The 24,478-nt window shown below is 66.5% G+C and carries 19 protein-coding genes; 4 read left to right on the top strand and 15 right to left on the bottom strand.

Annotation, left to right across the window (positions count from 1 at the left end; all coding sequences use genetic code 11):
- Positions 1–50 precede the first annotated feature (50 nt).
- From FDA38_RS01745 to FDA38_RS01735, 3 genes are all read left to right on the top strand, one after another.
- On the top strand, positions 51–1,814 hold the full coding sequence (locus FDA38_RS01745; protein WP_137252303.1) for a polysaccharide deacetylase family protein: 1,764 nt from the start codon (positions 51–53) through the stop codon (positions 1,812–1,814).
- A complete protein-coding gene (locus FDA38_RS01740; RefSeq protein WP_137252302.1) occupies positions 1,796–2,944 on the top strand; it encodes a DegT/DnrJ/EryC1/StrS family aminotransferase in 1,149 nt (382 codons plus the stop codon). The genes FDA38_RS01745 and FDA38_RS01740 overlap by 19 nt, the downstream gene beginning before the upstream one ends.
- Positions 2,945–3,673: 729 nt before the next feature.
- A complete protein-coding gene (locus FDA38_RS01735; protein ID WP_170989553.1) occupies positions 3,674–4,678 on the top strand; it encodes a phosphotransferase in 1,005 nt (334 codons plus the stop codon).
- A gap of 24 nt (positions 4,679–4,702) precedes the next feature.
- Here FDA38_RS01735 and FDA38_RS01730 read toward each other — a convergent pair whose 3' ends face one another.
- The 12 genes from FDA38_RS01730 to FDA38_RS01680 all read right to left on the bottom strand — a co-directional run bounded on the left by FDA38_RS01730 (position 4,703) and on the right by FDA38_RS01680 (position 20,965).
- Positions 4,703–5,668, bottom strand: a complete 966-nt coding sequence (locus FDA38_RS01730; protein ID WP_202877518.1) for a hypothetical protein — start codon at positions 5,666–5,668, stop codon at positions 4,703–4,705.
- Between the two features lie 1,425 nt (positions 5,669–7,093).
- Entirely contained in the window at positions 7,094–8,104 is a 1,011-nt protein-coding gene (locus FDA38_RS01725; protein ID WP_137252299.1) for an ATP-binding cassette domain-containing protein, read from the bottom strand.
- Positions 8,097–9,059: an ABC transporter ATP-binding protein gene (locus tag FDA38_RS01720; RefSeq protein ID WP_137252298.1), complete on the bottom strand. Its 963-nt coding sequence runs from the start codon at positions 9,057–9,059 to the stop codon at positions 8,097–8,099. The genes FDA38_RS01725 and FDA38_RS01720 overlap by 8 nt, the downstream gene beginning before the upstream one ends.
- Entirely contained in the window at positions 9,056–9,955 is a 900-nt protein-coding gene (locus FDA38_RS01715; RefSeq protein ID WP_137252297.1) for an ABC transporter permease, read from the bottom strand. The genes FDA38_RS01720 and FDA38_RS01715 overlap by 4 nt, the downstream gene beginning before the upstream one ends.
- Positions 9,942–10,919: an ABC transporter permease gene (locus FDA38_RS01710; RefSeq protein ID WP_137252296.1), complete on the bottom strand. Its 978-nt coding sequence runs from the start codon at positions 10,917–10,919 to the stop codon at positions 9,942–9,944. Before FDA38_RS01710 ends, FDA38_RS01715 begins: the two co-directional genes overlap by 14 nt.
- 2 nt (positions 10,920–10,921) lie before the next feature.
- Positions 10,922–12,718, bottom strand: a complete 1,797-nt coding sequence (locus FDA38_RS01705; protein ID WP_137252295.1) for a peptide ABC transporter substrate-binding protein — start codon at positions 12,716–12,718, stop codon at positions 10,922–10,924.
- 138 nt (positions 12,719–12,856) lie between these two features.
- Complete coding sequence (aceB, locus tag FDA38_RS01700; protein WP_137252294.1) at positions 12,857–14,422, bottom strand: malate synthase A; 1,566 nt, start codon at positions 14,420–14,422, stop codon at positions 12,857–12,859.
- 10 nt (positions 14,423–14,432) lie between these two features.
- The gene (locus FDA38_RS01695; RefSeq protein WP_233714466.1) at positions 14,433–16,430 is read right to left on the bottom strand and encodes an alpha-amylase family protein; all 1,998 of its coding nucleotides are present in this window, start codon (positions 16,428–16,430) and stop codon (positions 14,433–14,435) included.
- Positions 16,431–16,450: 20 nt separating this feature from the next.
- Positions 16,451–17,914 carry a glycoside hydrolase family 10 protein gene (locus FDA38_RS42860; RefSeq protein ID WP_233714465.1) on the bottom strand — a complete coding sequence of 488 codons (1,464 nt, stop codon included), beginning with the start codon at positions 17,912–17,914 and terminating at the stop codon, positions 16,451–16,453.
- Positions 17,911–18,726, bottom strand: coding sequence for a carbohydrate ABC transporter permease (locus FDA38_RS01690; protein ID WP_137252292.1), 816 nt, complete (start codon positions 18,724–18,726; stop codon positions 17,911–17,913). The genes FDA38_RS42860 and FDA38_RS01690 overlap by 4 nt, the downstream gene beginning before the upstream one ends.
- A complete protein-coding gene (locus FDA38_RS01685; protein ID WP_233714464.1) occupies positions 18,723–19,658 on the bottom strand; it encodes a carbohydrate ABC transporter permease in 936 nt (311 codons plus the stop codon). Before FDA38_RS01685 ends, FDA38_RS01690 begins: the two co-directional genes overlap by 4 nt.
- 5 nt (positions 19,659–19,663) lie before the next feature.
- Complete coding sequence (locus tag FDA38_RS01680) at positions 19,664–20,965, bottom strand: ABC transporter substrate-binding protein (RefSeq protein WP_137252291.1); 1,302 nt, start codon at positions 20,963–20,965, stop codon at positions 19,664–19,666.
- 132 nt (positions 20,966–21,097) lie between these two features.
- Between FDA38_RS01680 and FDA38_RS01675 the strand changes: the two genes are divergently transcribed.
- Positions 21,098–22,108, top strand: a complete 1,011-nt coding sequence (locus FDA38_RS01675; protein WP_137252290.1) for a LacI family DNA-binding transcriptional regulator — start codon at positions 21,098–21,100, stop codon at positions 22,106–22,108.
- A gap of 1 nt (position 22,109) precedes the next feature.
- Here the strand turns inward: FDA38_RS01675 and FDA38_RS01670 are convergent, their stop codons facing one another.
- The 3 genes from FDA38_RS01670 to FDA38_RS01660 form a co-directional block, all read right to left on the bottom strand.
- Complete coding sequence (locus FDA38_RS01670; RefSeq protein ID WP_137252289.1) at positions 22,110–22,967, bottom strand: hypothetical protein; 858 nt, start codon at positions 22,965–22,967, stop codon at positions 22,110–22,112.
- 75 nt (positions 22,968–23,042) lie between these two features.
- Positions 23,043–23,900, bottom strand: a complete 858-nt coding sequence (locus tag FDA38_RS01665; protein WP_137252288.1) for an LLM class F420-dependent oxidoreductase — start codon at positions 23,898–23,900, stop codon at positions 23,043–23,045.
- A complete protein-coding gene (locus tag FDA38_RS01660) occupies positions 23,897–24,460 on the bottom strand; it encodes a TetR/AcrR family transcriptional regulator (protein ID WP_170989552.1) in 564 nt (187 codons plus the stop codon). Before FDA38_RS01660 ends, FDA38_RS01665 begins: the two co-directional genes overlap by 4 nt.
- Between the last annotated feature and the right edge of the window lie 18 nt (positions 24,461–24,478).

Genomic DNA, 24,478 nt, shown 5'->3' with positions numbered 1-24,478 from the left:
CTGATATTTAGGTCTTGCCGAAGGTAGAGGGGTACGGCAGGGTTGGCCGCGTGCCAGAACGTCATGCGGTCGCGGTCGTGGACAACCAGGTGGCGACGGAGCGCGCCCACCAGGCGGGTCAGGACGCCTGGTGGGTCTATCTGGCCGAGGTGCTCGGGCATCTGCGCCTGCCGTACCGGACGATTCCTCTGTCCGAAGCTGGTGTTGCGGACGGCGTCCTGATCTCCGCGACCACCGCTGAGGCCGATCCTGGGCTCGAGCAGTGGGTACGCGACGGCGGCGTGCTGATCCTGGTGGGCGATCCCGGGCCGCTGTCTGGGCTTGCCGGAGTATCGGCCGACGGTTTGGTCCCGGAGGACCACGTTGTGGTGGCGGAAAGCGCAGTGTGGTCGTCGCGGCCCCCTGTTGCGCTGCACGCGGTCGGCGGGAGTCAGCTCACGGGCACGGAGGTCGAGGTACTCGCGCACTGGGAGTCCTCGGGCGCGGCCGCGATCACGCTGCGTCGGCTCGATGCGGGTGCTGTGCTGACGTACGGCGTCGACCTCTGGCAGAGCATCGTCCGCATCCAGCAGGGGTACGTCGTGACCGCCGACGGCGAGCCGGCCGCGGACGGTACTGCGCCGATCGATGACGGCGTCCTCAAGTGCGAGGACGGGATGACGCTGAGCTTCGAGCGGGACCGGGCCATGCCGCCGGGCGAGCCGGCGTTGGTCGAGCCGTTCGAGCACACCTACCCGCCGCCGAGCGCCGTACCGATCTTCGATCAGCCGCAGGCCGACTGGTGGTGCTCGCTGTTCGCGCAGAGCCTGTGGTGGGGCGCCGAACAGGCCGGTGCCGTGGTGCCTTGGCTTGGGTATTGGCCGGCCGGGGTTGATGCCGTCGCGCACATGTCGCATGACTCCGACGGGAATGAAGAGGAAGAGGGCGAGGCGGCGCTCGACGCGTTCGCCGAGGCCGAGGTTGAGGTCACCTGGTGTCACGTGTTCCCCGGCGGGTACTCCGCTGAGCTGCACGCGGCGATCACGGCCGCAGGGCACGAGAATGCCCTGCATTACAACGCGATGGGCGACGCCGACCTTGCCGTCTGGGGTTGGCCGCAGATGCGGGCGCAGTACGCCTGGGCGCAGGCCGTCACCGGGACCGAGCAGATCATTTCGAACAAGAACCACTACACGCGCTGGGAAGGCTGGACCGAGTTCTACACCTGGTGCGAGCGGCTCGGCATCCAGATCGACGAGTCGCGCGGGCCGAGCAAGCAGGGTGACGTGGGGTTCGTGTTCGGCGCGACACATGTTTCGTACCCGATGGGTCCAGTTGCTGAGGGCAACCGGTTGTTCGACGTACTGAATCTGCCGTTGCACACACAGGATCTCGCCTGGGCGGGACACTCTGCCGTGCGGGACGTGATCCTCGACGGAGCGCAGGCTGTGCACGGCGTCGCGCATTTCCTGTTCCATGGTCCGCACCTGCACAAGCGGCCGGCGACCCGGGCGGCGTGTATCGAGCTTGCCGCGGAGGCGCGACGGCGCGGGATGCCGTGGTGGACCGCCGGCCGGATCAATGCTTGGGAGCGGAGCCGGCGGGGCGTCACGCTTTCGGTCGAATCAGTGGCGGACGGGCTTTTGGTTCGTGCGGTGGCGGCTGAGCCCGTTTCCGGTGCCGCAGTGCTGCTCGCCGTACCTGGTGGTGGTTTGGACCCGATCGTCAAGGAGGGCGAGGGGTCGGCCCGGACCGTGATCCGGCACGGTCGGACCTTCGTCGAACTGTCCGCAGATCTCGTTGCCGGAGACAACAGATGGGTGATCAGACCATGATGCCGGAGTGGCCGCAGTACGACGACGATGAGGCGAAGGCGCTGCTCGACGTGCTGCACTCGGGGAACTGGGGCAGCACGAGCGGGGATGTCGTCGCGACGTTCGAGCGGGAGTTCGCGGCGTACCAGCGGGCCGCTTATGGGATCTGCCTGAGCAACGGCACGCTGGCGATCGCGGCGGCGCTGCGGGCCGCGGGGGTCGGTATCGGCGACGAGGTGATCGTGCCGCCGTACACGTTCATCGCGACTGCTTCGGCGGCGCTGTTCGTGGGGGCGGTTCCGGTGTTTGCGGACGTGGATCCGGATACCCATCTGCTCGATCCGGTGGCCGCGGAGGGGGCTATCACCGCGCGGACGAAGGCGGTCATCGTCGTCCATCTCGCGGGTCGGCCGGCGGATTTGGATGCTTTCACTGCACTTGGTGCGCGGCACGGCCTGACGATTGTCGAGGACGCGGCGCAGGCGCATGGGGCGGCGTACAAGGGTCGGCCGGTCGGCGCGATCGGTGATCTCGGCACGTTCAGCTTCCAGAGCAGCAAGAACATCACGGCCGGCGAGGGCGGCGCCGTACTCACGGACAACGAGCAGCTGGCGGGTGCGCTGTACTCGCTCGTCAATGTCGGCCGGGTGCCGGGCGGTGGGTGGTATCAACATGAGGTGGTCGGGTACAACCTGCGGTTGACGGAGTTCCAGGCGGCGATCCTGAGAGTTCAGCTCCGTCGCCACCCAGCGGTGCAGGAGATCCGTGAACGCAACGCTCGCCTGCTGACGGAGCTACTCCGCGACGTCGACGGCATCCGTCTCGCCCCGGAAGACCCCGCCATCACGGCCCACGGCCGCCACCTCTTCATGCTCCGCCTCCCCGGACACCGCGATGCCGTCCTGGAAGCTCTCGCCGCAGACGGCCTCACTCGCGCGTCCTCCGGCTACGTCCCGCTCCACCGAAACACCGCCGTACTCCGAGAATCCCAAGCCATCACAACCAAACTAGGCCAGCCCTACCCAACCCCCGACTGCCCCAACGCCGACACCGTCTCCACCGACACAATCTGGCTCCCCCAGACCTACCTCCTCGGCACCGAACCCCAAACCCGATCCATAGCCACCACCATCACCAAGGCCGTCCGGTAGCCCCGCGCGCGGGGGCTGCCGCCGCGAATGCCCGGCGTGCTCCGCGGGGAATGCCCCCGCGTGCTCCGCGGCCGCCTCTCGTCGCTCCGCTCCTCGGCGCGACCACTACGCCCGCACCCCACCCACCCCCGGCTATCGCCGGAGCATCCCTTCCGGCTATCGCCGGGGATCTTCCCGCTATCGCGGGCCGTGCCGGCTACCGCCGGATTTGCGGCTACCGCCGTGCACAGCCCCGCGTCCGCCGCCCCCGGGCTCACCGCCGAAGCATCCATTCCGACCGCCGCCCGGCGCGACGGCTTCGCCGGGCTACGGCTTCCGCCGGGCACAGCTCTCGCGCGCACCCCGTCCGCCGCCCCCGGGTTCACCGCCGAAGCATCTATTCCGACTACCGCCTCGGGTGACGGCTTCGCCGGGCTGCCCCTTCCGCCTGGCACGGCCCCGCGTGCTTCGCGGCCACCCCCGACTCGTCGCCGGAGCATCCATTCCGACTACCGCCGGACGTGACGGCTTCGCCGGGTTGCGGCTTCTGCAGGGCGCTCTCCGCCGCGTGCTCCCGCCCACCGTCGGGATCGTCTGTCGGCGGATATCCCTGCCAGTAAAGGGTTTCTGCGATGAGCCCCGTTCACACCTCGCGTGGAAGTGAGCTACTTGAACGTGTTTGTGCAGGGAACCTTGCAGCGCGGGTTGGCGTTGGAACCATCGACGAATCCGCTGTAGCTGGAGGGGAACTTGTACACGCCGTCTGCCGGGGAAGTCGCGCTCGCGTTCGGCTTGGACGAACCCGACGGCGGACTCGTGCATTTCAGGCGGGGTGGTGCCGACACCTGGCGGCTCGGCACCTCGACCGGAAGCTATTTCGTCAAAGGGTACTTTCCGACTATCGGCAGCCAGTTCAACGGCGAGCACCTGATCGACCAACTGGCGGTCGCGATGGCGTTCGAGCGCAAGGGCCGCGCGGCCGGCGTCGACATGCCGGAGCCGGTCGTACCGATCGATCCGGTCCTGGATTGGCTCACCCTCATCGGGGACCGGCTGTTTCGGGTCTACCGGTGGATCGAGCACCGGACGTACGACGGAGACGTCTCGGCCTGGCTCGGACGGACGATGGTGGAGGTCCATCAACTGCAGCCGCTCGGCGCGATCGGCCTGCCTGAGTGGTGGCGGCCAGCGACTCAATCGTCTGAGACCTGGGACGGGTGGTTCGCGAAGGCCAGGGATCGTGACACGTCTTGGGCGGGCCTATGCGCGGACTGTCTTCCACACATCCTCGCCGCGACCGAGCGCGTCACCGAGCTGCTCGACATCGCCCCAGACATCGTCACAACGCATGGCGACTTCAAGACCCACAACATCGTCACGTCCCCCACCGGCCCCGTCCTCGTCGACTGGGACAGCGTGCGGACCGACAGCGCGGTCCTCGAGGCGGCACGAGTCGCATACATCTTCGGAGCCGACAACCCCCAGCAGATCAACAAGATCCTCACCGCGTACGTCGAAGCCGGCGGCGAGCTCGGATGGGCCGGGCCGGATCTGTTCCTCAGCGTGACCCGCAATCACCTCCAGATCCTCGCCGAGCAGATCCGCGTCTCACTCGGCGAATCCACCGCGGCCCGCTGGATGGGCGACCCCGCGACGATCGACGCCGCCATCGCCCACCTACTGCAAGGCTTCCCCGCCAAGCTCGACCACCTCCGCCGGCTCACGACCAGCGTTGCCGACCTCGGCCTTGCCTAACCGCGGGAGCCCGCCGGCGCCCGATCAGCCTTCCTGGTCCAATTCGTCGTCCGCCGTACGCCGACGGCGTACCCGATCCGTAAGTCCCTTCGAGAACCTGCCCGTCGTCGACTTGGCCAGGTCGAACGTCTCGCCGCCGAGGCGCCTGGCAGCACCGACGCCGTCTGCTCCCGCATCGAATGCCTTGTCTCTCACCTCGGTGGCCGCCTCTGTCCACCTTCTCGCCTCCAGCGATTCCCGACCACGCTCGATCCCGAGCAGCGCGTGGAACTCCACCACGGTCTCCGCGACCTGGTTGCTCGAATCGACCACTTCGCGGGCGGAGGTCGGATGCAGCAGCACCTTTGTGTTCGCCGTACCGGCGGCCGCATCCATGCGGACCATCAGGCGCTCGGTGCTCCGCGAGATGAGATCCAGCCGGTTGTTGCGCGCAACCCGGAGGGCGAGGCGATGCCGGTCCAGCTCGTCCGGAGACGCACCCAGTACGCGGTCGAGTTCGAGTACGGCGATCGCGTCCTGCAGCTGGAAGCAGCGGGCCAGAACGGCGAGCCACTCCTGAACCTTGGACCTGGCTTCCTTCGCCGCCTTGGCGAGATCACCGATCTTGGGTTCGGACTCCAGCTTCTCCGCGAGTGCGTCGAGCTGACGCAACGCGTACGCCTGGGTTCGGGCGATCGTCAGCGAGGTGGCCTGCACCTTCGACCACGTCACCTCGGAGACGGTGCCGACCTGCTCCCGGATGGTCATGGCCTCTTGAAGCACGAAGTCCACGCCAATGAGGTCCGCGAACACCGCGTCCTTCTGAGCACGGAGTACGTCGTCAACCTTCTTGTCGATCGTGGCGAGATAGTCGGTGATCTCATCCATCGCCTGCTGCATAGCAAGCTGCGCCATGATCCCCGCCGCGCCGGCGAGAACCGCCGGGTTGGTCAGAAGACTTCCCTTGGTGAATTCGACAAAGCCTTTGATCTGGCCGTGTTTTCCCCTCACGACGCCCGTGCTCAGATGTGTCTTCGAGCTTTCCCTCAGCCCGTGCTTCTGAACAAGCTGCGCAGACTTCTTGCTCAGCTTCACCCAGCGACCCGAGTTGGCAGCAATCTCGGAACCCGCCTGTGTTACTGCGGACCCGGCACTGAGAACAGTCCCGAGCCGCGGCAGCCCGAGATCCTTCGACGTCAGTCCTTCGGAGACAAGGAATCGCTCAACAGCCGCCGGATCCCCAATAACCGCCAACCCGTCACCGTCACTAATCAGCTGAATCTCGTCATCCATCACGGGCTCCTGAAACTAGGCAGGGAAACGCGGCTCTTCACGGCTGACGGTGATGGAGTCGAGATCACAGCAGCCTGAGACCGGGCGCCTCAGGGTCGTCCAACACGGGCTCACGCTCCCCGTCCAACGAAACCCTTGACGCGCCGTCACCCCGATCTCGCGGACCCCTGCCCCCTGAAAGCTCACCCGACCCCGGGCAACTTCACACCCCCACATGCGATGAGCCAACCTCGCACATCGGCGCCCAGCCTACGACAGTCACCTCGCCGAGCGATGCCGAACCTCCGCGCACTCGGTCCACACCCAACGCAAACCACAACCCGGCATCAGCCGCATGTCGAGCGCCCGGCCGGAGATCTGGCGATAACCGGGAACGACGCACCCGCGATAGACCGCGGAGTGGACGGGGTGTGCGGGGATGGGTGAGATCCGCGGGACGTGCGGGGATAGGCGGTGCGCGTGGAGTGAGCTGGGCGGAGGGATGCGCGAGTAGCGGGCATGCCGAGGGGTGCGGCGACGCGACCACGAAGCACAAGAGGATTGCCCCCGACAGAAGCCGAAGCCCGTGCCAGCCGGAAAGGATGCACCGGCGACAAAGCCCGTGGATGGGCGGGCCGTGCGGGGATGGGCGAGATCCGCGGGACGTGCGGGGATAGGCGGTGCGCGCGGAGTGAGCTGGACGGAGGGAAGCACGCAGGGGCGGAGTCGGCCGGCAGCAGCCGCAAGGTTCGGCGCGAGCCGGCAGGTCCCGGCGGCAGCCGGAAAGGATGCACCGGCGACAAGCCCGGGGATAGGCGGCGTGCGGGGAGGGGCGAGATCCGCGGGACGTGCGGGGATAGGCGGTGCGCGTGGAGCGAGCTGGGCGGAGGGGTGCGCGCGTAGTGGGCGCGCCGAGGAGCGCAGCGACGAGAGGCGGCCACGAAGCACGCAGCGGGCGACAGCCGCTACATCCGGCGATAGCCGGAAACGCCCGGCGATAGCCGGAAAGGATGTACCGGCGATGAGCCGGGGGGTGGGTGGGCAGCGTGCGGAGTGGTCGCGCCGAGGAGCGGAGCGACGAGAGGCGGCCACGGAGCACGCGGGGGTTCCCGCGCACCCGGAGCACGCGGGGGGCCTTCCCGCGGACCGGGAGCACACGGGGGCTTACTGCTGGCGGACTGGGAGTACGGCGGATAGGAGTTGGCGGGTGTAGTTGTCTTTGGGGGCGTGGAAGAGGGCTTCTGTTGGGCTTTCCTCGACTACGCGGCCTTTGTTCATTACCGCTACTCGGTCGGCCAGGCGTTCTACTACTGCGAGGTTGTGGGAGATGAACAGCATCGACAGACCGAGGCGGTTGCGGAGGTCGGTGAAGAGTTCGAGGATTTGTGCCTGGATTGAGACGTCCAGGGATGAGGTTGGCTCGTCGCAGACGAGTAGGTCGGGCTCCAGGGCGAGGGCTCGGGCGATTGCGATTCGTTGTTGTTGGCCGCCGGAGAACTGTCGCGGGTACAGCTCTGCGTTGTGGGTGTTGATACCTACCAAGTCGAGCAGTTCGAGTGCGCGAGTACGTCGGGATGCCTTGTCGCCGCGATCGTGTAGCCGGAGCGGCTCCATCACGTTGCCGATCGCGCTGAAGTGCGGCAGGAGCGAGCCGTACGGGTTTTGGAACACCATCTGCATCCGCGGGCGCAGTACCCGCAGTTCCCGCGCCGGCAGCCGGCCGAGATCCTTCCCGTCGAACACGACGCGCCCCGACGTACACGGCTGCAACCCCATCATCAGCCGCGCCACCGTCGACTTCCCGCTACCGCTCTCGCCGACCAGCCCGAGCGTCTCCCCGCGATGCACAGTCAGCGAAACGTCGTCGACAGCACGCACCTCGCCCGCACGCGTACGGAAGACCTTCGTCACCGACTCGGCGCAAACCAACTCACCAGCCGACGATGCGCGGACCAGCTCGTCCCGCGACGAGGCGAGCTCGCGCGGCGACGAAGCGTGGGTCAGCTGGTCACGCGCCGAGGCATGGACATGCTCGTCACGCGACGCGGCGTCAGCCAGTTCGTCAGGGGACGAAGCGCGGGTCAGCTCGCGAGGCGACGACGCGCGGGTCAGCTCGTCAGACGACGGAGCGGGGACCAGCTCGTCAGACGAGGTGTGAGGGAGTTCGTCAGGCATCGGTGGTTGCCTTCCAGCAGGCGGCGGATCGGGTGGGGCCGATGGGGAGGGGCTCCTGGTTGGTTTGGCATTGGGGGAGTTCGGCGCGTGGGCAGCGGGGATGGAAGGCGCAGCCCTCAGGCCGCCGCAACAGGTCGGGCGGACTGCCGGGGATCGGCCGCAAGGCCAGCTCCCGTCCACCGACCTCGACGCTCGAGCCGAGCAGGCCGACCGTGTACGGATGGCGCGGATCGTCCAGCAGCGAACCCATCGGCGCGCGTTCGACCACGCGCCCGGCGTACATCACCACCGCGTCGTCGCAGAAGTAGCGCGCAACACCGAGGTCGTGCGTGATCATGATGACCCCAGTACCGCGATCCTTCAGCCCCTTCAACAGATCCAGGATCTGCCGCTGCACAGTCACGTCGACCGCCGTCGTCGGCTCGTCGGCGATCAACAGGTCCGGCTCGGTCACCATCGCCATCGCGATCATCGCCCGCTGCCGCATTCCGCCCGACAGCTGGAACGGATACGTCCGGATCCGCTTCTCCGGATCAGGAATCCCCACATCCCCAAGCGCCCGTACGGCGCGCTTCCGTGCCTCCGCCTTGTTGCAAAGGCCGTGCCAGATCAGATGCTCGGTCAACTGCCGCTCGAGCGTCAGCGTCGGGTTCATCGCCTCCATCGCACTCTGGAACACCATCGCGATCTCCCGCCCGCGGACCCGGCGCAACTCCTTGTCCCCGATCGCCAGCAGATCGCGCCCGCCGAAGTACGCCTGCCCGCCGGTGATCCGCGCCGTCCGCGGCAGGATCCCCATCACACTGCGCATGGTCACGCTCTTCCCGCTACCGCTCTCGCCGACGATCGCGAGCGCCTGCCCACGCCGTACGTCGAACGACACCCCGTCGACCGCAGTCAACGAGCCGAAGGTCGTACGCAGATCGCGCACCGACAGCAAAGCCTCATCGCTCATCGCTGCTCCCCGCTCGGGTCGAAGGCATCCCGTACGCCGTCACCGATCCACGTGAACGCCAGCAAAGTAAGGGCAAACAGCACCGCCGGCGCAACCAGCATGTGCGGCGCCGCCAACAAGTACCGACTGCCCTCGCTGATCATCGCGCCCCACGAAGGCGTCGGCGGCTGAACGCCCAACCCGAGCAGAGCCAGACCGGCCTCAGCAGCGATCGCGGCCGGGATCGCGAAGCTCGTCGTGACCAGGATCGGCCCGATCGCGTTCGGCAGGATGTACCGGATCGCGATCGTGCTGCCCTTCGCGCCCATCGACCTGGCCGCCTCGACGTACTCGCGCTCCTTGATCGTCATCACCTGCGCCCGCACCAGCCGCGCCTGCGTGACCCACGACGCGATCCCGATCGCCACCACCAGCGCGAAGATGCTGCGACCAAGAACCGTCACCATCACCACCGCGAACAGATAACTAGGGAACGCGTACATCACATCGGTGAATGCCATCAGCAACGACTCGACCCGCCCGCCGAGATAACCCGCAAGCAATCCGATCGCCAACGCCAGCACGAGCGCGGTCAACTCCGCCCCAAATGCCACCGTCAATGCCGTCTGCAGTCCGTAGATCAACCGACTGAGAATGTCCCGCCCGAGCAGATCGGTCCCGAGCAGATGCCCCTCTGACCCCGGCCCCGCCAGCTTGTGCTGGATGTCGGTCTCTTCATAGCCGTACGGCGCGATCAGTGGCGCCGCGATCGCCGTGATGATCAGCAGCGAGCAGAAGATCAGACTCCCGAACGCCAACCGGTGCTGACGAAACCGCGACCAGGCCCGCGCCAACGGACCACGCGCAGCCCGCTCAGGCTCGCCGGCCGCGACCGAGATGCCCTCAGTGGCCGTCATCGGACACACCTCCCACCGTGCGGATTCGGGGATCGAGGAAGCGATAGATCAGATCCACAACCAGGTTGGTCACCATCAGGATCAGCGCGAAGAACAACGCCGTACCCATCAGCAGCGGCATGTCCCGGCTCGCCGCCGCGTTCGCGAAGTACAGCCCCAGCCCTGGGATCCGCAGCAGCGCCTCGACGAACACCGTGCCGGTCATCAATGCCGCCAGCAACGGCCCGGCCACGGTCACCAAAGGAATCAACGAGTTACGCAATGCATGACGGACGATGACCGTACGCCGAGGTCCGCCCTTCGCGATCGCCGCCGTGACGTACTCCTCGCGCAGCGTCTCCAGCATGCTCGACCGCACGTACCGCGCCAGCACGGCAGCCGGCCCGAGACTCAGCGCCAGCACCGGCAGAATCAGGTCCTTCGGCCCGTTCCACCCACCCGAAGGCAACAACTTCAACGTTGCCGAGAACAACAAGATCATGAACGCCGCACTGAGATAACTCGGCAACGCGTGCCCGAGCGTGACCACGAACATCGTCCCGTGATCGGCCTTGCTGTTCTGCCGCAGCGCCGCGAACACCCCGACCGGTACGGCGATCAGCAGGGCGAGCACGACCGCCAGCAACGCCAGCGTCGCCGACACCGGGAACGCCTCCGAGATGATGTCCTGCACGTTGCGGCTCGCGTACTTGTACGACGGGCCGAAATCCCAGACGACAGCACCCTTCATGAAGATCACGTACTGCTTCCAGACGGGTACGTCGGCGCCGTACCGGGACTCGAGCTCGCCGACCATCGACTCGGTGCCGACGCCGCCGAAGTTCGTCGCGCCGCTGTTCACCCGCTGCAGATCGGCGAAGTTGCCCGGGGCAAGCTGTAGCAGTGTGAAGGTCAGGATCGACACCGCGATCAAGGACAGGACCAGCCGCACCAGCCGTTTGCCGATGTAGATGGCGAGCCCCACCGTCAGCTCCCTACACTCAGCGGCTTGAGATAGAAGTAGTCCGGATACGCCCGCAACTGCAGGCCGTGCACCTTCGGTTTGACCGCGTGGAACAGACTCAGCCAGAGCACCGGCAGGTACAGGTACTGCTCCTCGCGCAGCTTCGCGGCCTGCTTGTACAACGCCATCCGCTTCGCGTCGTCCGTCTCGACGTTGGCCTTGTCGACCAGTGCACCGATCTCCCGCGCGGGAGCCGACGCGTGCTCGGCCAGTACGGCGTTGAGCTGGGCGGTCTTGTCAGCCGGCTTCAGGTTCTTGTTGTCCTGCAACGCCTGGTACTTCTGCCACTGGTCACTCGGCAGGCTGATCTCCTGCACGTTCTTCGGCGACCACAGCGACCCGACCATCGTCGGCCACGTCGGCAGACCCGCAAAGGTGCCGTAGTAGAAGCCGATGTAGTTGCCCTTCTGGACCTGCCAGCGCCGCTCGGTGTACACGCCGGCCTCGACGTGGTCGACACTCGCCTTGATACCGAGCTGCTTGGTCCAGCTGTCCACGATCGCGTCGGCGAGCGTGGTGTCCGGTACGCCGACCAGCAGCCGCACCGGCGGCAGACCCTGACCGTTCGGGTAGCCGGCCTCGGCCAGCAGCCGCTTCGCCTCGGCGACGTCGTCCTTGATCCCGATGCTCTCGTCCCAGCCCGCAGTACGGCTGGTCACCAGCGAGACGCCCGGCTCCTGCCCCGGCTGCACACCGGCCAGCGTCTTGCGGTCGAGCGCGAGCGACAGCGCCTTGCGGACGCGGACGTCCTCCATGGCCTTGTGCTGGCTGCGCAGCTTCGCCAGGTAGAGGATGCTGTAGTTCTCGGTCTGCTGGAGCTGCTTCGACAGGTCCGCGTTCTTCTGGAACCGCAGTACGTCGGGACCGCTCAGCTGGACCAGGTCCGTCTCGCCGTTCTCGTACGGAACGGTCGCGGTCGCCGCCGCGCTCGGCTCGACCAGGTTGACCTGGATCCGGCCGAGCTTGACCTTGTCGCGGTCCCAGTACTTCTCGTTCGGCACCAGGATCAGCCGCGAGTTCGCGACCCACTCGCTGACCGTGTACGCGCCGTTGGACACGTAGTTCGGCGGGTTCTGCCAGTCCTTCGGCTTGCCCTCGACCAGGTCCATCGGCAGCGGCAGCATCGCCGGGTGGGTGAGCGCGAGCAGGAAATCCGGGTTGGGATTCGAGAGAGTCAGGACCAGCTCGTGGTCCCCGGTCGCCTTCACGCCGACCTTCGACCAGTCGGTCAGCACGCCGGACAGGAAGTCCTGGGCGCCCTTGATCCCGGTCGCGGTCTGGTAGCTGTTGGCTCCGAGGGTGGTACCGCCGGCCGAGCCACCGGCCGGGGTGAACAGCCGCTTGTAGGTCCGTTCGAAGTCCTGGGCGACGACAGGCTTGCCGTCGGACCACTGGGCGTTGTCCCGCAAGGTGAACGTGTAGGTCAGGTTGTCGTCGGAGATCTTCCACTCGGACGCGACGGCCGGCTGGACGTCGTCGCCCTTCTCCGTCTGGGTGACCAGGCCCTCGGAGATCCCGCGGCTGAGGATCCACATGCCGTTGGTGATCACCTGCGGGTCGAGCACCTCGACCGGAACGTAGTCGATCTTCAGCGTCGACTGGCCGTTGGCGGCCTTGTCGTTGTCGTCGCCGAACAGTCCGCAGCCGGTCAGCGACCAACTGCCGCCGAGCGCGGCGAGGGTCAGACCGGACAGTCGGAGGAAGTCGCGCCGGGTCTGACCGACCGGCGGCGCCGTGCTGGACCACGCAGGCTTGGGCAAGGGAGTGCCGCCTTTCTGGCGTCCGGAACTCGACTTATGGTCGCGACCGTAGGGCCGTCGAAGCGTCGATGTCAACGCTTTACGGCCATTACCGAAAAGATCGTGACCAGCGGTGCCGAAAGGCGGCAGATCTCCTTGTCAGCTGAAGCGTTCGTACGCCGGGAGCGTCAGGAAGTCGATGTACTCGTCGGCGAGGGCTACCTCGAGGAACAGCGCCCGGGCCGCGTCGTAGCGGTCGGGGTTGCCGAGCTTGTCGATCTCCTCGTCCGCGATCCGCTCGACCAGATCCGTGGTTACGGTCTCGCCGGTGTCGAGGACGACCTGGTTGCGGCGCCACTGCCAGATCTGCGAGCGGGAGATCTCGGCGGTCGCGGCATCCTCCATCAGGTTGAAGATGCCGACCGCCCCGGTGCCCTCGAGCCAGGCGGCCAGGTACTGCACGGCGACGCTGACATTGTTCCGCAGGCCGGCCTCGGTGACCTCACCTGGCGTGGCGGCGACGTCCAGCAGCTGGTCGGCCGTGACCGCGACATCCTCGCGGAGCTTGTCGACCTGGTTGGGCTTGTCGCCGAGGACCGAGTCGAACACGGTCCGGCAGGTCTCGACCATGCCGGGGTGCGCGACCCACGAGCCGTCGAAGCCGTCGCCGGCCTCGCGCGTCTTGTCCGCCTCGACCTTCGCGAACGCCTGCTCGTTGACCGCCGGGTCCTTGCTCGGGATGAACGCCGCCATCCCGCCGATCGCGTGCGCGCCGCGCTTGTGGCAGGTCCGCACCAGCAGCTCCGTGTACGCACGCATGAACGGGACGGTCATCGTCACGCTGTTCCGGTCCGGCAGCTGGAAGTCCGTACCGCGGGTCCGGTGCGTCTTGATCACGCTGAACATGTAGTCCCAGCGCCCGGCATTCAGCCCGGCGGAGTGGTCGCGCAGTTCGTACAAGATCTCTTCCATCTCGAACGCGGCCGGGTACGTCTCGATCAGCACGGTCGCCCGGATCGTCCCGCGCGGGATCCCGATCGTGTCCTGCGCGGTCACGAACACGTCGTTCCAGAGGCGTGCCTCGAGGTGCGACTCCATCTTCGGCAGGTAGAAGTACGGTCCTTGCCCGCGGGTGATCTGCAGTTCCGCACACGCGGCGAAGTACAGCGCGAAGTCGACCAGCGAACCGCTGACCGGCTCCCCGTCGACCTGGATGTGCTTCTCCGGCAGGTGCCAGCCGCGGGGCCGTACGACGATCGTCGCGAGCTCCTCGTCCGGCTTCAGCGCGTAGCTCTTCGCGTCGGTGCTGAAGTCGATCTTGCGGGTGATCGCGTCGAGCAGGTTGAGCTGGCCGCCGACCACGTTCTCCCAGGTGGGCGTGTTCGCGTCCTCCTGGTCGGCCAGCCAGACCTTCGCGCCGGAGTTCAGCGCGTTGATGGTCATCTTCCGGTCGGTCGGGCCGGTGATCTCCACCCGCCGGTCGACCAGGCCCGGAGCGGCGGGCGCGACCCGCCACTCCGGGTCGTCCCGGACGTCCTTCGTCTCCGGCAGGAACCCCAGCGACGCCCCGGCCGCGATCTCCGCGACCCGCTGCTCGCGGCGCTCCAGCAGCTCTTTCCGCCGCCCGTCGTACGTGCGGTGCAACGTCTCGATGAGTCCGAGCGCACGCTCGGTGAGAATCTCGTCGTACCGCTCGTTCATCGGGCCGGTGACGTCGATGGACACAAGGGGCTCCTTAGCTGAGTACTACGACTTCGTGATCGGTGATCCGGTCTACCTCGACCGTAATCCAGCCGTCCTGCTCCTTCACTTCTACCTCATCACCCGAGACGAGGAGCTGCGCCCGCGACCCGCTCGCCCGGAGCGACACCGTGAACGGCCCGGCCGGCGTGAACTCCTCCAGCCGACCGCGCCAGGCGCCTCCCTGGTCCAGGTTGACCAGGTGCAGGATGTGCCGGTCACCCTGCTTGTAGAGCTGACAATCCAGTACGCCGGCGCCCTCGACGCGCAGCGGGATCCCGTCGTGCTGGACCAGGTTCGCAAGCACCTTCCCGTGATCCGGGTGGTGGTGCTTCGCGTACTGACGGTCCAGATCGGCCGCGAGGTACGCCGTACGCTCGCCGAGGACCAGCGCCGGGGTATCGCTCTGCGGCTCCTCCATCCACGATTTCTCCGGCGGATAGATCGGGAACGGCGGGATCCAGGTCAGCGCGGGTTTGTCGGCCTCCACGACCTCCAGCTGCCCTCCGAACGGCAGTACGTCGGTGTCGCCGTCGAAAACCGCCCGGTCCTCGATCCGTAGGTAGCTGTGACTGTCGTAGTTCTCCCAGTCCGTCACGGTCCCGTCGCCGAGCCGCTTGCCGGCGTGCCGGACTCCCAGCAGGTCACCCAACGCCCAGTCGTCCCGGCGATCGCCCCACTCGTCGTAGAGCCCCGACTCACCGGTCACGACCAGCCGGCCGCTGTAGGCCTGCAGTTGCGCGATCTGCTCGTCGGTCAGCACCCCGACGTTCGGCACGACAAGCACCTGGAAGCGCTCATCCACCTCGGCCGTCGGCAGGTACGGGATCCGCGCCCGGACGAGCGCATCCACCCAACCGCGATAGGGCAGCTGGCTCACCTCCTCAGCCGAATCCTTGCCGTGGAAGTCCACGCTCCGTTGACTCCACAGCAGCCCGACCGTTGCCACCGGCTCGCGGTCGACGAGGTACTCCTCGTTCGCCTCGTGCCATTCGAACAGCGGCTGTGCGGTCGCGTACTGCCGCCGGTCGTCGTGCACCGATCCGATGTGGTGCCACCACGGCTGGATCCCGCCGGCCCAGCCCTCGATCGCCCACATCCGCGCCTCGGGTTCGGGTTTGCTCCCGAGCCGGAACGTCGGTACGCCGGCGTCGTACATCGCGGTACTCTCCGGGATCAGCGTGTCCCAGCCGAGCAGTCCGTGCAGGCGCTTGCCGGAGTCCGCGTTCGCCTGGAACCCGGACTCGTCGTGGCGCCACTGCGAGTCCAGCATGAAGATCGACGCCCGCTTGCAGATCTCGACGTCATCCCGCAGCCTCTTGCTCTGGGCAACGACCTCGCCCCCGTTCATCCCGATCCACAAGCAGTCCGGGCCGCCCGCTCGCCGGGTCACCTCGTTGTTCAGGTCCCAGACCGCGAGCCGCTGGTCGTAACTCCAGCGGATCCATTGCCGGTACACCGGATCGGCCCAGTCCGGCGACGCCGGCAGGTCCTGCCCGAAGCTGTCGCGACAGTTCGGGCAGTAGCAGATCGAGTCCCGGCCGAGGCCGCTCCAGCTGTTGTCGGTCAGCCCGTCCGGTGACGTGCGCTCGATGATCTCCTCGAGGATCCCGGTCAGGAAGTCCTTGTAGTACGGGCCGGTCACACAGGCGACGTACAACTTCCCGGCGCGATAGGGGTTGCCCTCAGCATCGATCGCGAACCAGTCCGGATGCGCGTCGTACAACGGCTGATGCGCCCGGTTCGAGTCCATCCGGGCCAGGACCGTCAGCCCGTCCTCCTGCGCGAGCTTGGCGATCTCGCCGTACAGGTCACGATCACCGAGGTACTCCGCCCGGTGCTGCAGCTCGAACTTGCTCGGGTAGTACGCGACGATGCCGCCGGCGTTGACGATCACCCCTTGCACCTTGGTACGACGCCAGTGCTCCCGCCACCACTCGGCGTCGTACCGGGCCGGATCCTTCTCGGTGAGATTCGTCTGCGCCCACCTCAAAGTCCTTTGATACCAAGGCTTCACTTGAGACTCCGGACCGCGTCGCCGGCACCGGACACGTTCTCGAGCAACATCTCGGAGTACTTGCGGCTGAGTACGACGCCCTCCGCGCCACCCTCGAACGCCGCCAGCGTGGCGTCGCGCACCGACTCGCGGGTGCACGCGGTCAGTTCGCCCTCGTTGTCGTCCCAGTTGATCTTGGTACCGACGTCACGCGGCTTCTCCAGCCCGCGCTGCTTCGCGACACCGACCGGGATATCGATGTCGATACCCGGGTAGATCGCGCTCTGCCCGCCGACACCGGCGACGGCCCGCTCGGTCTCCCGGCGTACATAGTCCGCGGTGAAGCCGGTCTGCGGCAGCTTCTCGTACGAACCCTCGTCGAGCTGGAGCAGCTTCATCATCAACGGGTACACGTCCTCGGGCTCCGCGTCGGCGAACAGCGCACCGCAGATGCTCTTCACCCAGGTGAAGAACCGCGGGCCGGCGCAGTTGTTGTAGATGACGACCTTGATGAAGTCCGAGAACTTCGCCATCTCCGTGTAGTCCTGGTCCGCCCGGTAGAACGGGCTGAACGAGATGTTGTGGTAGACGTGCCAGCCGACCTGTACCTCGGGCGAGATCGCCTTCGCGACGCCGTAGATGTCGCGGTACAGCTGCCGCTGGCTCTCGGTCCACAACGTCTGCCAGGCCAGTACCTCGGGGAAGTTGAGCAGGATCCGCCAGAACGTCACGAACGCGCCGTCCACCGGACGCTCGCCCGCGCCGACCCGCTGGTTCCACTCGACCAGCTCGCGGTACCCACGCATCGCCCGGTCGACGTCGATACCGCGCTCGCGGGCGACCTGGCGGCAGTGCGGGCAGAAGCAGCCGATCTCGGACACGTCGACCGTGCCCTGCATGAGCATGTTCAGCGGACCGGGCCGCTCCGAGCACCAGGCCAGGCCGTCCAGCTCGTAGCTCTGCACGTAGTCCTCGACGAACCCGAGGTGCCAGTTGCGGTAGTCGGGGTTGTTGAAGCACGGCCGCCGTCCGGGACGTCCCCAGGCGTCGACCTCGAGCACCTTGGCGAAGTTCGGGTACGTGCGGAGTTGGCGCGCGCCGCCGCTCTCCTCCATCCACGCGAACGACTTCATCCCGCGCTCGCGGGCCTTCGGGATCACCTCGCTGAGCAGGTCCAGCTCGGGGTGCTCCGGCGCGCGGCCGACATCGCCGAGGACGGTGTTCCCGTAGTACTGCGGGTGCGGCGTCGCGTAGTTCCCGCCGACCCAGCCGAGGTCGTACTCCTGGACGCCGTGGTCCGGGATCGGGTGGCCGGGAATCTGCCGGCCACCGGTTCCCCGGGTCCAGGTCGGTGTGGCCAGGAACAGCGCGTTGACCGCGCCGCGCTCGGCCAGGATGTCGAGTGTCTGGTCGACGCCTTCGTCGACGAACGAAATGGCTCCGATCTGCATGGCAACGACCCGATCGGGCACGATGCTCACCCCTTCATTCCTGTCATCGTGATGCCTTGGATGAAATAACGCTGGGCGAAAAGGAAGACGGCGATGACCGGTACGACGGAGATCGTCGCGCCTGCCATCAGCAGACTGATCTTGGTGAAGTACTCGCCCTGGAACTGCGCGAGTGCCACCGGCAAGGTCTGCAGGTTCTCGGACGTGATGTAGATCAACGGACCGAACAGGTCGTTCCACGATTCTAGGAACGTGAAGACCCCGATCGCGGCGAGCGCCGGTTTGGTCTGCGGCAGCATGATCCGCCAATAGATGCCGAACGTGGACGCACCGTCGATCTTGCCGGCGTCCTCGAGCTCGTTCGGGATTGTCAGGAACGATTGCCGCATGAGGAAGGTCGCAAACACCGGCGTGAGCACTTTCGGCACCCACAGCGGGTACTGCGTGTCCACCCAGCCGATGTGCTGGAAGACGATGTACTGCGGGATCAGGTACGCGATGCCCGGGATGATCGAGGTGGCGAGCAGCACCATGAACGCGATGTCCCGGCCGGCGAACCGCAGCCGCGCGAACGCGTAGCCGGCCATCGACGCGACGATCAGGATGCCGATCACGTTCAATCCGGCGAGTTTCACGCTGTTCCACAGGAACACCGGGATCAGGCTGAACACGTCGCCGTAATTGCTCCACTGCGTGTCCGTGGGCAGGAACTTCGGCGGCGAGCTGAGCACCTTCGCCTCGGGCCGCAGCGATGCGCTGATCATCCACACCAGCGGCGCCAGGAACGCGATCGCGAACAACGACATCACGACGTACTGCGAAGTCTTTCCGACGATTCTCATGAGTAGAACACCCACCTCTTCTGCAGCTTCCACTGCAGGAAGGTGACGGCCGCGATCACCACGAACAGGATCCACGCCATTGCCGAGGCGTAGCCGACCTTCCCGTAGCTGAACGCGTTCTGATAGATGTTGTAGATGTAGACGCTGGTGGCGTGGCCGGGCCCGCCCTTGGTCATCACGTAGATCAGGCCGAACACCTGGAACGACGAGATGAACTGCGTGATCAGCAGGAACAGGAAGTGCGGCGTCAGCAGCGGCAGCGTGATGAACCGCAACCGCTGCGCCGCGCTCGCGCCGTCGATCTTCGCGGACTCGTAGAACTCGTTCGGCAGGCCCTGCAGACCCGCCAGCAGGATGATCATCGGGTACCCGATGCCCTGCCAGACGCTGACCATGATCACGGCCGGCATCGCCCAGCTCGAGCTCGACAGCCATTGCGGGCCGCTGATCCCGAGCTGGCTGAGCAGACCGTTGATCACGCCGTTGTCCGGCTGGAAGAACCAGAACCAGACGAACCCGATCGCCACCACATTCGTCACGTACGGCGCGAAGTACGCCGTCCGGAAGAAGGCGACGCCGCGGATCGGACGAGCACACAGCAACGCCAGCACCAGGCCGATGCCGATCGTCAGCGGGATGCTCGCCAGCGTGAAGTACACGGTGTTCTTGAACGTCTGCAGGAACAACGGGTCGTCGGTGAACATCTCGCTGAAGTTCTTCAGCCCGACGAACTTCGGCGCCGAGATGCCGTTCCAGTCGGTCAGCGACGCGGCGATCGAGACCAGGATCGGGAAGAACTGGAACGCCACCACCCCGACCACGATCGGGCTGATGAACAGCCAGCCGGTCAGGTTCTGCTTCCGGCGGGCCCGGCGTACGTCGGCTGTGTTGACTTGTGCGGAGGTGTCGCGTGCCATCGTGATGGTTGCCATCGACATCAACCCTTCAAGGCGTTCTCCACCTGTGATTTGACGCCTTGGAGAACGTCGGAGACCGGCTTCTCACAGTTGTAGGCGGTGTCCAGTGCGGGCCGGTACAGCTCGCGGGCGCCGATCGTGTTCTTGGTCTGGTTGGTCGCGGTCAGATGCTTGGCCGCCTCGGCGAACAGCCCGATATGCGCGGGCGCCTTCCCGTTCGGCGCCAGGTCGGCCGCGGCCTTCAGGTTGATCGGTGTGAACGCGCCGCCCTGGAGCAGGATCTTGCCGCCGTCCTCACTGGCGAGGTACTTCAGCAGGTCCCAGGCCGCGTCGGGGTTCTTCGCCTTCTTCGGGATGCAGAACACGATCACGCTGGACTCGGTCTTCTGCTCCACGTCACCAGGCGGAGGAGCGACGTCCCAGGTGAAGTCCTTGATCGTCTGCCGCATGTACGGCACCGTGCCGAAGGTCGCGAACATCATCGCGATCTTGCCCTGGGCAAACATCTGGTTCTGGATGCTGTCCTGCTGCAGCGCGGACCACGGCGGCTGCACCTTGTCCTTGCAGGTCAGGTCGGTCGCCCACTGCAGCGCCTCGGACTCCTTCGAGTCCGACAGCGTGAACTGCGTGCCGTCCTTGGAGAAGATGCCTGTCTGACTGCCGTGGTTGACCGTGAACGTCTGCTCGTAACCGGTGTCCAGGTAGACCAGCGCGCCGTACTGCTTCTTCGCCGGGTCGGTGAGCTTCTTGGCCCGCTCCTCGAAGTCGGACCAGGTCCAGCCGTCGGCGGACCAGGTCGTCGGCGGCAGCGGTACGCCGGCTTTCTTGAACAGATCGACGTTGTAGAAGATCAGCCGCGGCTCGTACCCGAGGACCCACGCGGTGTGCGAGCCGTCGGGCTGCTGCGGGAAGTCGAACGTCTCCTTGGCGAACTGCGACGTGTCGAGCTTGTCCTTCTCGATGTACGGCTTCAGGTCCAGCAGCGCTCCCTGGGTGGAGAAGCCGCGGACGAAGTCGTCGTTGATCCGCATCACGTCCGGCGGACTGCCGCCCGCGATCAGCGTGCGCATCTTGGTGTCGTACTCCTGGGTGACAGCGGGCTGGATGGTGACCTTGGTGCCCGATTCCTTCTCGAACGCCTGGATCGCCTGCTCCAGCGGGTTGCCCTTGACCTGCTCCCAGTTGAGGAAGGTGAGGCTCTTGCCCCCACCACCACCTGCGTTGCCGTTGCCACCACAGCCGGCCATAACTCCGGCGGCCGTGAGTCCCGTCAGTCCGGCGAGAAACCTGCGGCGGCTCAGGTTGGAGAGTTGTGTCTGCACCGGAATCTCCCATCCACAAGGGGATGAATACGTATACAATGAATACGTATACACATTGCGTTGGGCGTGGTCAACGGCCCGTGGCCACACTCTTGAGTAGGGTTCAGCATTTGGACTAGGGGAGGCAGGGTCATGGCTCGACCACCGACAAGTAGGGATCTGGCTCGGCTGGCGGGGGTGTCGCAGGCGACGGTCTCGCGAGTGCTGACGAACAATCCGAAGGTCAACCCGGAGACCCGGGCCCGGGTTCTGCAGGTGCTGAAGGACGCCAACTACACGCCGAACGCGTTGGCGCGCGCGATGAAGACCGGGCGGACCGACACCATCGGCGTGTTCATGACGCGCGTGACCAGCCCGTTCCACGCCGAGCTGCTCGACGAGATCGGCCGGGTGCTCAGTTCGGTCGGTCTGCACATGATCCTGTGGAACATCGAGCACGACCCGGAGGAGACGATCGCCCAGGTGCTGCACCAGCGCCTCGTCGACGGGTTCCTGCTGACGTCGGCGACGTACGACTCGAAGCTGCACACGATGGCGCTCGCCTCCGGTACGCCGACCGTGCTGCTGCATCGCGGCATCGACGGGCTCGACTGCGACCAGGTCGTCGGCGACAACTGGCAGGGCGCGTACGACGCGGGCAAGTACCTCGTCGACCACGGCCACACGGACATCGGACTCGTCACGCTCATCCACACCGGGAACACGTCCCGCGACCGCGACCTCGGTTTCCGAGCGGCCCTCGCCGACGCCGGCGTGAAGATCAAGCCGAGCAACGTGGTCTCGGTCGGCGTACCGCATGCGGACGGCCACGCGGCCGCGGAGAAACTCCTGTCCAAGAAGAACCCGCCGACCGCGATCTACACCGTCACCGACCTACTCGCCTTCGGCATCCTCGACGGCGCCCGCGCGGTCGGCGCCCGGGTCCCCGACGACGTCTGGGTGATCGGCTTCGACAACACCGAAATGGCCGCCTGGGAATCCTTCGACCTCACCTCGGTCGAACAACCCACCCACGCCATCGTCGAAACCGGCGTAACCCTCCTCCGCCAACGCATCACCACCCCCGACCGCCCCACCGAGATCGTCACCCTCCCCTGCCCGCTGGCCATCCGCGGCTCCACCGCGAACACCCCACAGGGTTAGGTCATACCTTGTGCAGTTCCGCCGGGATGTCTGGGGTTGTCTCTTTGTCGGCGCGCCATTGCTCGGCGGTTCGAAGGATCCAGTACAGCAGGAACAAACCGAGCAGTGCGATCTCGACCCAGAGGATTGCCGACGACCTGAAGATGACGCCGATGACGAGGCTGAGGGCCATGCCGATCGCGATGAGACCGTAGATGCGTGTGAACGCCTTCTTCTCCTGCGCCCCCGTGACGGGCAGGTGACGTTGGCCCAGTGCGCTCAGCACAACGATGCCGATGATCGCCGCGAACAGGAGCGCGGCGGCGGTGTAGTGCGCGTTGTTGTCGAAGCTTTCGCGCGACGTCCTGAACCAGATGATCCCGGCCAGCCAGAGCGCCACCGAGACTCCCAGTCCCAACTTCTGCTTCCAGCCCCACTTCGCGCTGCCCCTGGCGGTCAGCCCGATGATGAGGGAGACCAGCAGGGCGATGCTGCCGACCCAGAAGTACGCCACCATGTTGTTCCCGATGTCGTCGGCCGGGTCGCGCGAGACGAGTTCTTTCGACCAGCAGCTGCCCGCGTTCGGGGTCGGCACGAAGGCGACGACCGGTGCGAGGAGACCGCCGAGGTTCAGCAGCACGTCCTTCAGGGTCGAAGCGCCTTTCAGGACGATCATGCAGACGCCGACCGTGACCAACGTACCGATGAAGACCGCGTGCACCGGCGTGTAGTAATACGCACTGATCGAACCCTGCCAGCAGTCCGACGCCGTCTGGCGGTGCTCGCGCCACACCGCGACCGCCAGCATGATCAGGACTCCGATCATCGCCAGCCGTAGGTAGTTGTAGGTCCGCTTCTCGAAATCACTCTGGGCGGCCATGACCGTCCCCTCTCCCTGACGAAACTCCCCCTACCCGTTCGGACCGTCGGGAGGTGCCGGGAGATACCTCTGGGTTCAGGTGAGTTTCGGGAGTACCTCGGCGAGGACTTTGGCATGGTCCTGTGGTGTGGCCAGGCCGAGGTTCATCGTGTTGATGCCGAGGTGGGTCGCGCCGAGCTCGCGCCAGCTGTCGACGAAGGCCTTGCGGTCCTGTTCGGGTACGGCGGCGAGGGTGAGTCTCGCCTCGATCCCGATCGACTGCGGATCCCGGCCGGCCGCTTCCGCGGCTTCGCGGAGCATCGCGATCTGCTGCCTGGCTCGATCGTCCGGCGCCGACTGCGGCATCCACCCATCACCGATCCGGCCGGTACGTCGCAGTACTGCATCTGCAGTGCCGCCGAACCAGATCGGGATCTCTCGGCCGGGCAATGGGTTGAGCCCAGCCTCGACGACCTCGTGGTACTTGCCGTCGTAGGACATCACCGGCTCGGCCCAGAGGCGGCGCAGCAGGTCGACCTGCTCTTCCAGCACCGCGCCGCGTTGCTTGAACGGTACGCCGAGCGCCTGGTACTCGACCTGATTCCACCCGATGCCGACACCGAGCCGCAGCCGGCCGCCGCTCAGTACGTCGACCTCAGCGGCCTGCTTCGCCACCAAGGCCGTCTGACGCTGCGGGAGGATGAGTACGCCGGTCACGAGCTCGAGGCGGGTGGTGATGGCCGCCATGTAGCCGAACAGCACGAAAACCTCATGGAACAAGGACTTGTCGGTGTACCCGGTCCAGCCGGGGCGGTTCGTGGGATCGGCGCCGAGCACGTGGTCGTAGGCGAGCACATGGTTGTACCCGGCCTGCTCCACGGTGGTCGTCCAGTCGCGCACCGTCTGGGGGTCCGCACCGATCTCCAACTGGGGGAACACCGCACCGATCTTCACTTCGTAGCCTCCGGCAACAAGTCGATCAATCCCTGGACAGCCAGCTCGAACGGCTCCACCGAGCCGGCCGCTCGAGCAAGCACGTACCCACCCTGCAACACCGCCGCCACGGTGGCCGCGATCCGGTCCGGGTCGAGCGAGTCCGGATACTCACCCGAACGCTTGCCCTCCGCAACCACCTCGGCCAGCCGCTTCCGCAACCACTCGAACGTCTCGGCCACCGGTTCCCGCAACACCGGATCCGCAATCACGTCAGGATCCGCCGCCAGCCTGCCGACCTTGCACCCTTTGAGCACGTCCCGCTCCCGCTCGAGGTACCCCGCGATCCGCTCACTGGCCGACCCGTCCCCCGTCAACTGCACCTCAGCCGCCGCCCGCAACTCGGCGCCCGACCGCTCGATCGCAGCCTTCGCCAACTCCGCCTTCCCCGCGAAGTGGTGATACATACTCCCCTGCCCCGCATCCGCAGCCCGCTGGATCGCCTTCGGCGAGGTCCCGACGTACCCCCGCTCCCACAACAACTCCTGCGTACTCCGAATCAACCGCTCCACCGTCTCCACCCCGCCCACTGTACCCAC

Origin of the sequence: Kribbella jiaozuonensis (assembly GCF_005233875.1) — a bacterium.
GTDB lineage: Bacteria > Actinomycetota > Actinomycetes > Propionibacteriales > Kribbellaceae > Kribbella > Kribbella jiaozuonensis.
Note: the sequence above shows the minus strand (reverse complement) of the source record. Positions and strands in the feature narration are given on the sequence as shown.

Bases quoted from the DNA above. Each gene is read 5' to 3' on its own strand.
- FDA38_RS01670 (WP_137252289.1), bottom strand. From the start codon at position 22,967: ATGGCCGCCCAGAGTGATTTCGAGAAGCGGACCTACAACTACCTACGG.
- FDA38_RS01715 (WP_137252297.1), bottom strand. From the start codon at position 9,955: ATGACGGCCACTGAGGGCATCTCGGTCGCGGCCGGCGAGCCTGAGCGG.
- FDA38_RS01725 (WP_137252299.1), bottom strand. From the start codon at position 8,104: ATGCCTGACGAACTCCCTCACACCTCGTCTGACGAGCTGGTCCCCGCT.
- FDA38_RS01685 (WP_233714464.1), bottom strand. From the start codon at position 19,658: ATGGCAACCATCACGATGGCACGCGACACCTCCGCACAAGTCAACACA.
- FDA38_RS01675 (WP_137252290.1), top strand. From the start codon at position 21,098: ATGGCTCGACCACCGACAAGTAGGGATCTGGCTCGGCTGGCGGGGGTG.
- FDA38_RS01720 (WP_137252298.1), bottom strand. From the start codon at position 9,059: ATGAGCGATGAGGCTTTGCTGTCGGTGCGCGATCTGCGTACGACCTTC.
- FDA38_RS01740 (WP_137252302.1), top strand. From the start codon at position 1,796: ATGGGTGATCAGACCATGATGCCGGAGTGGCCGCAGTACGACGACGAT.
- FDA38_RS01690 (WP_137252292.1), bottom strand. From the start codon at position 18,726: ATGAGAATCGTCGGAAAGACTTCGCAGTACGTCGTGATGTCGTTGTTC.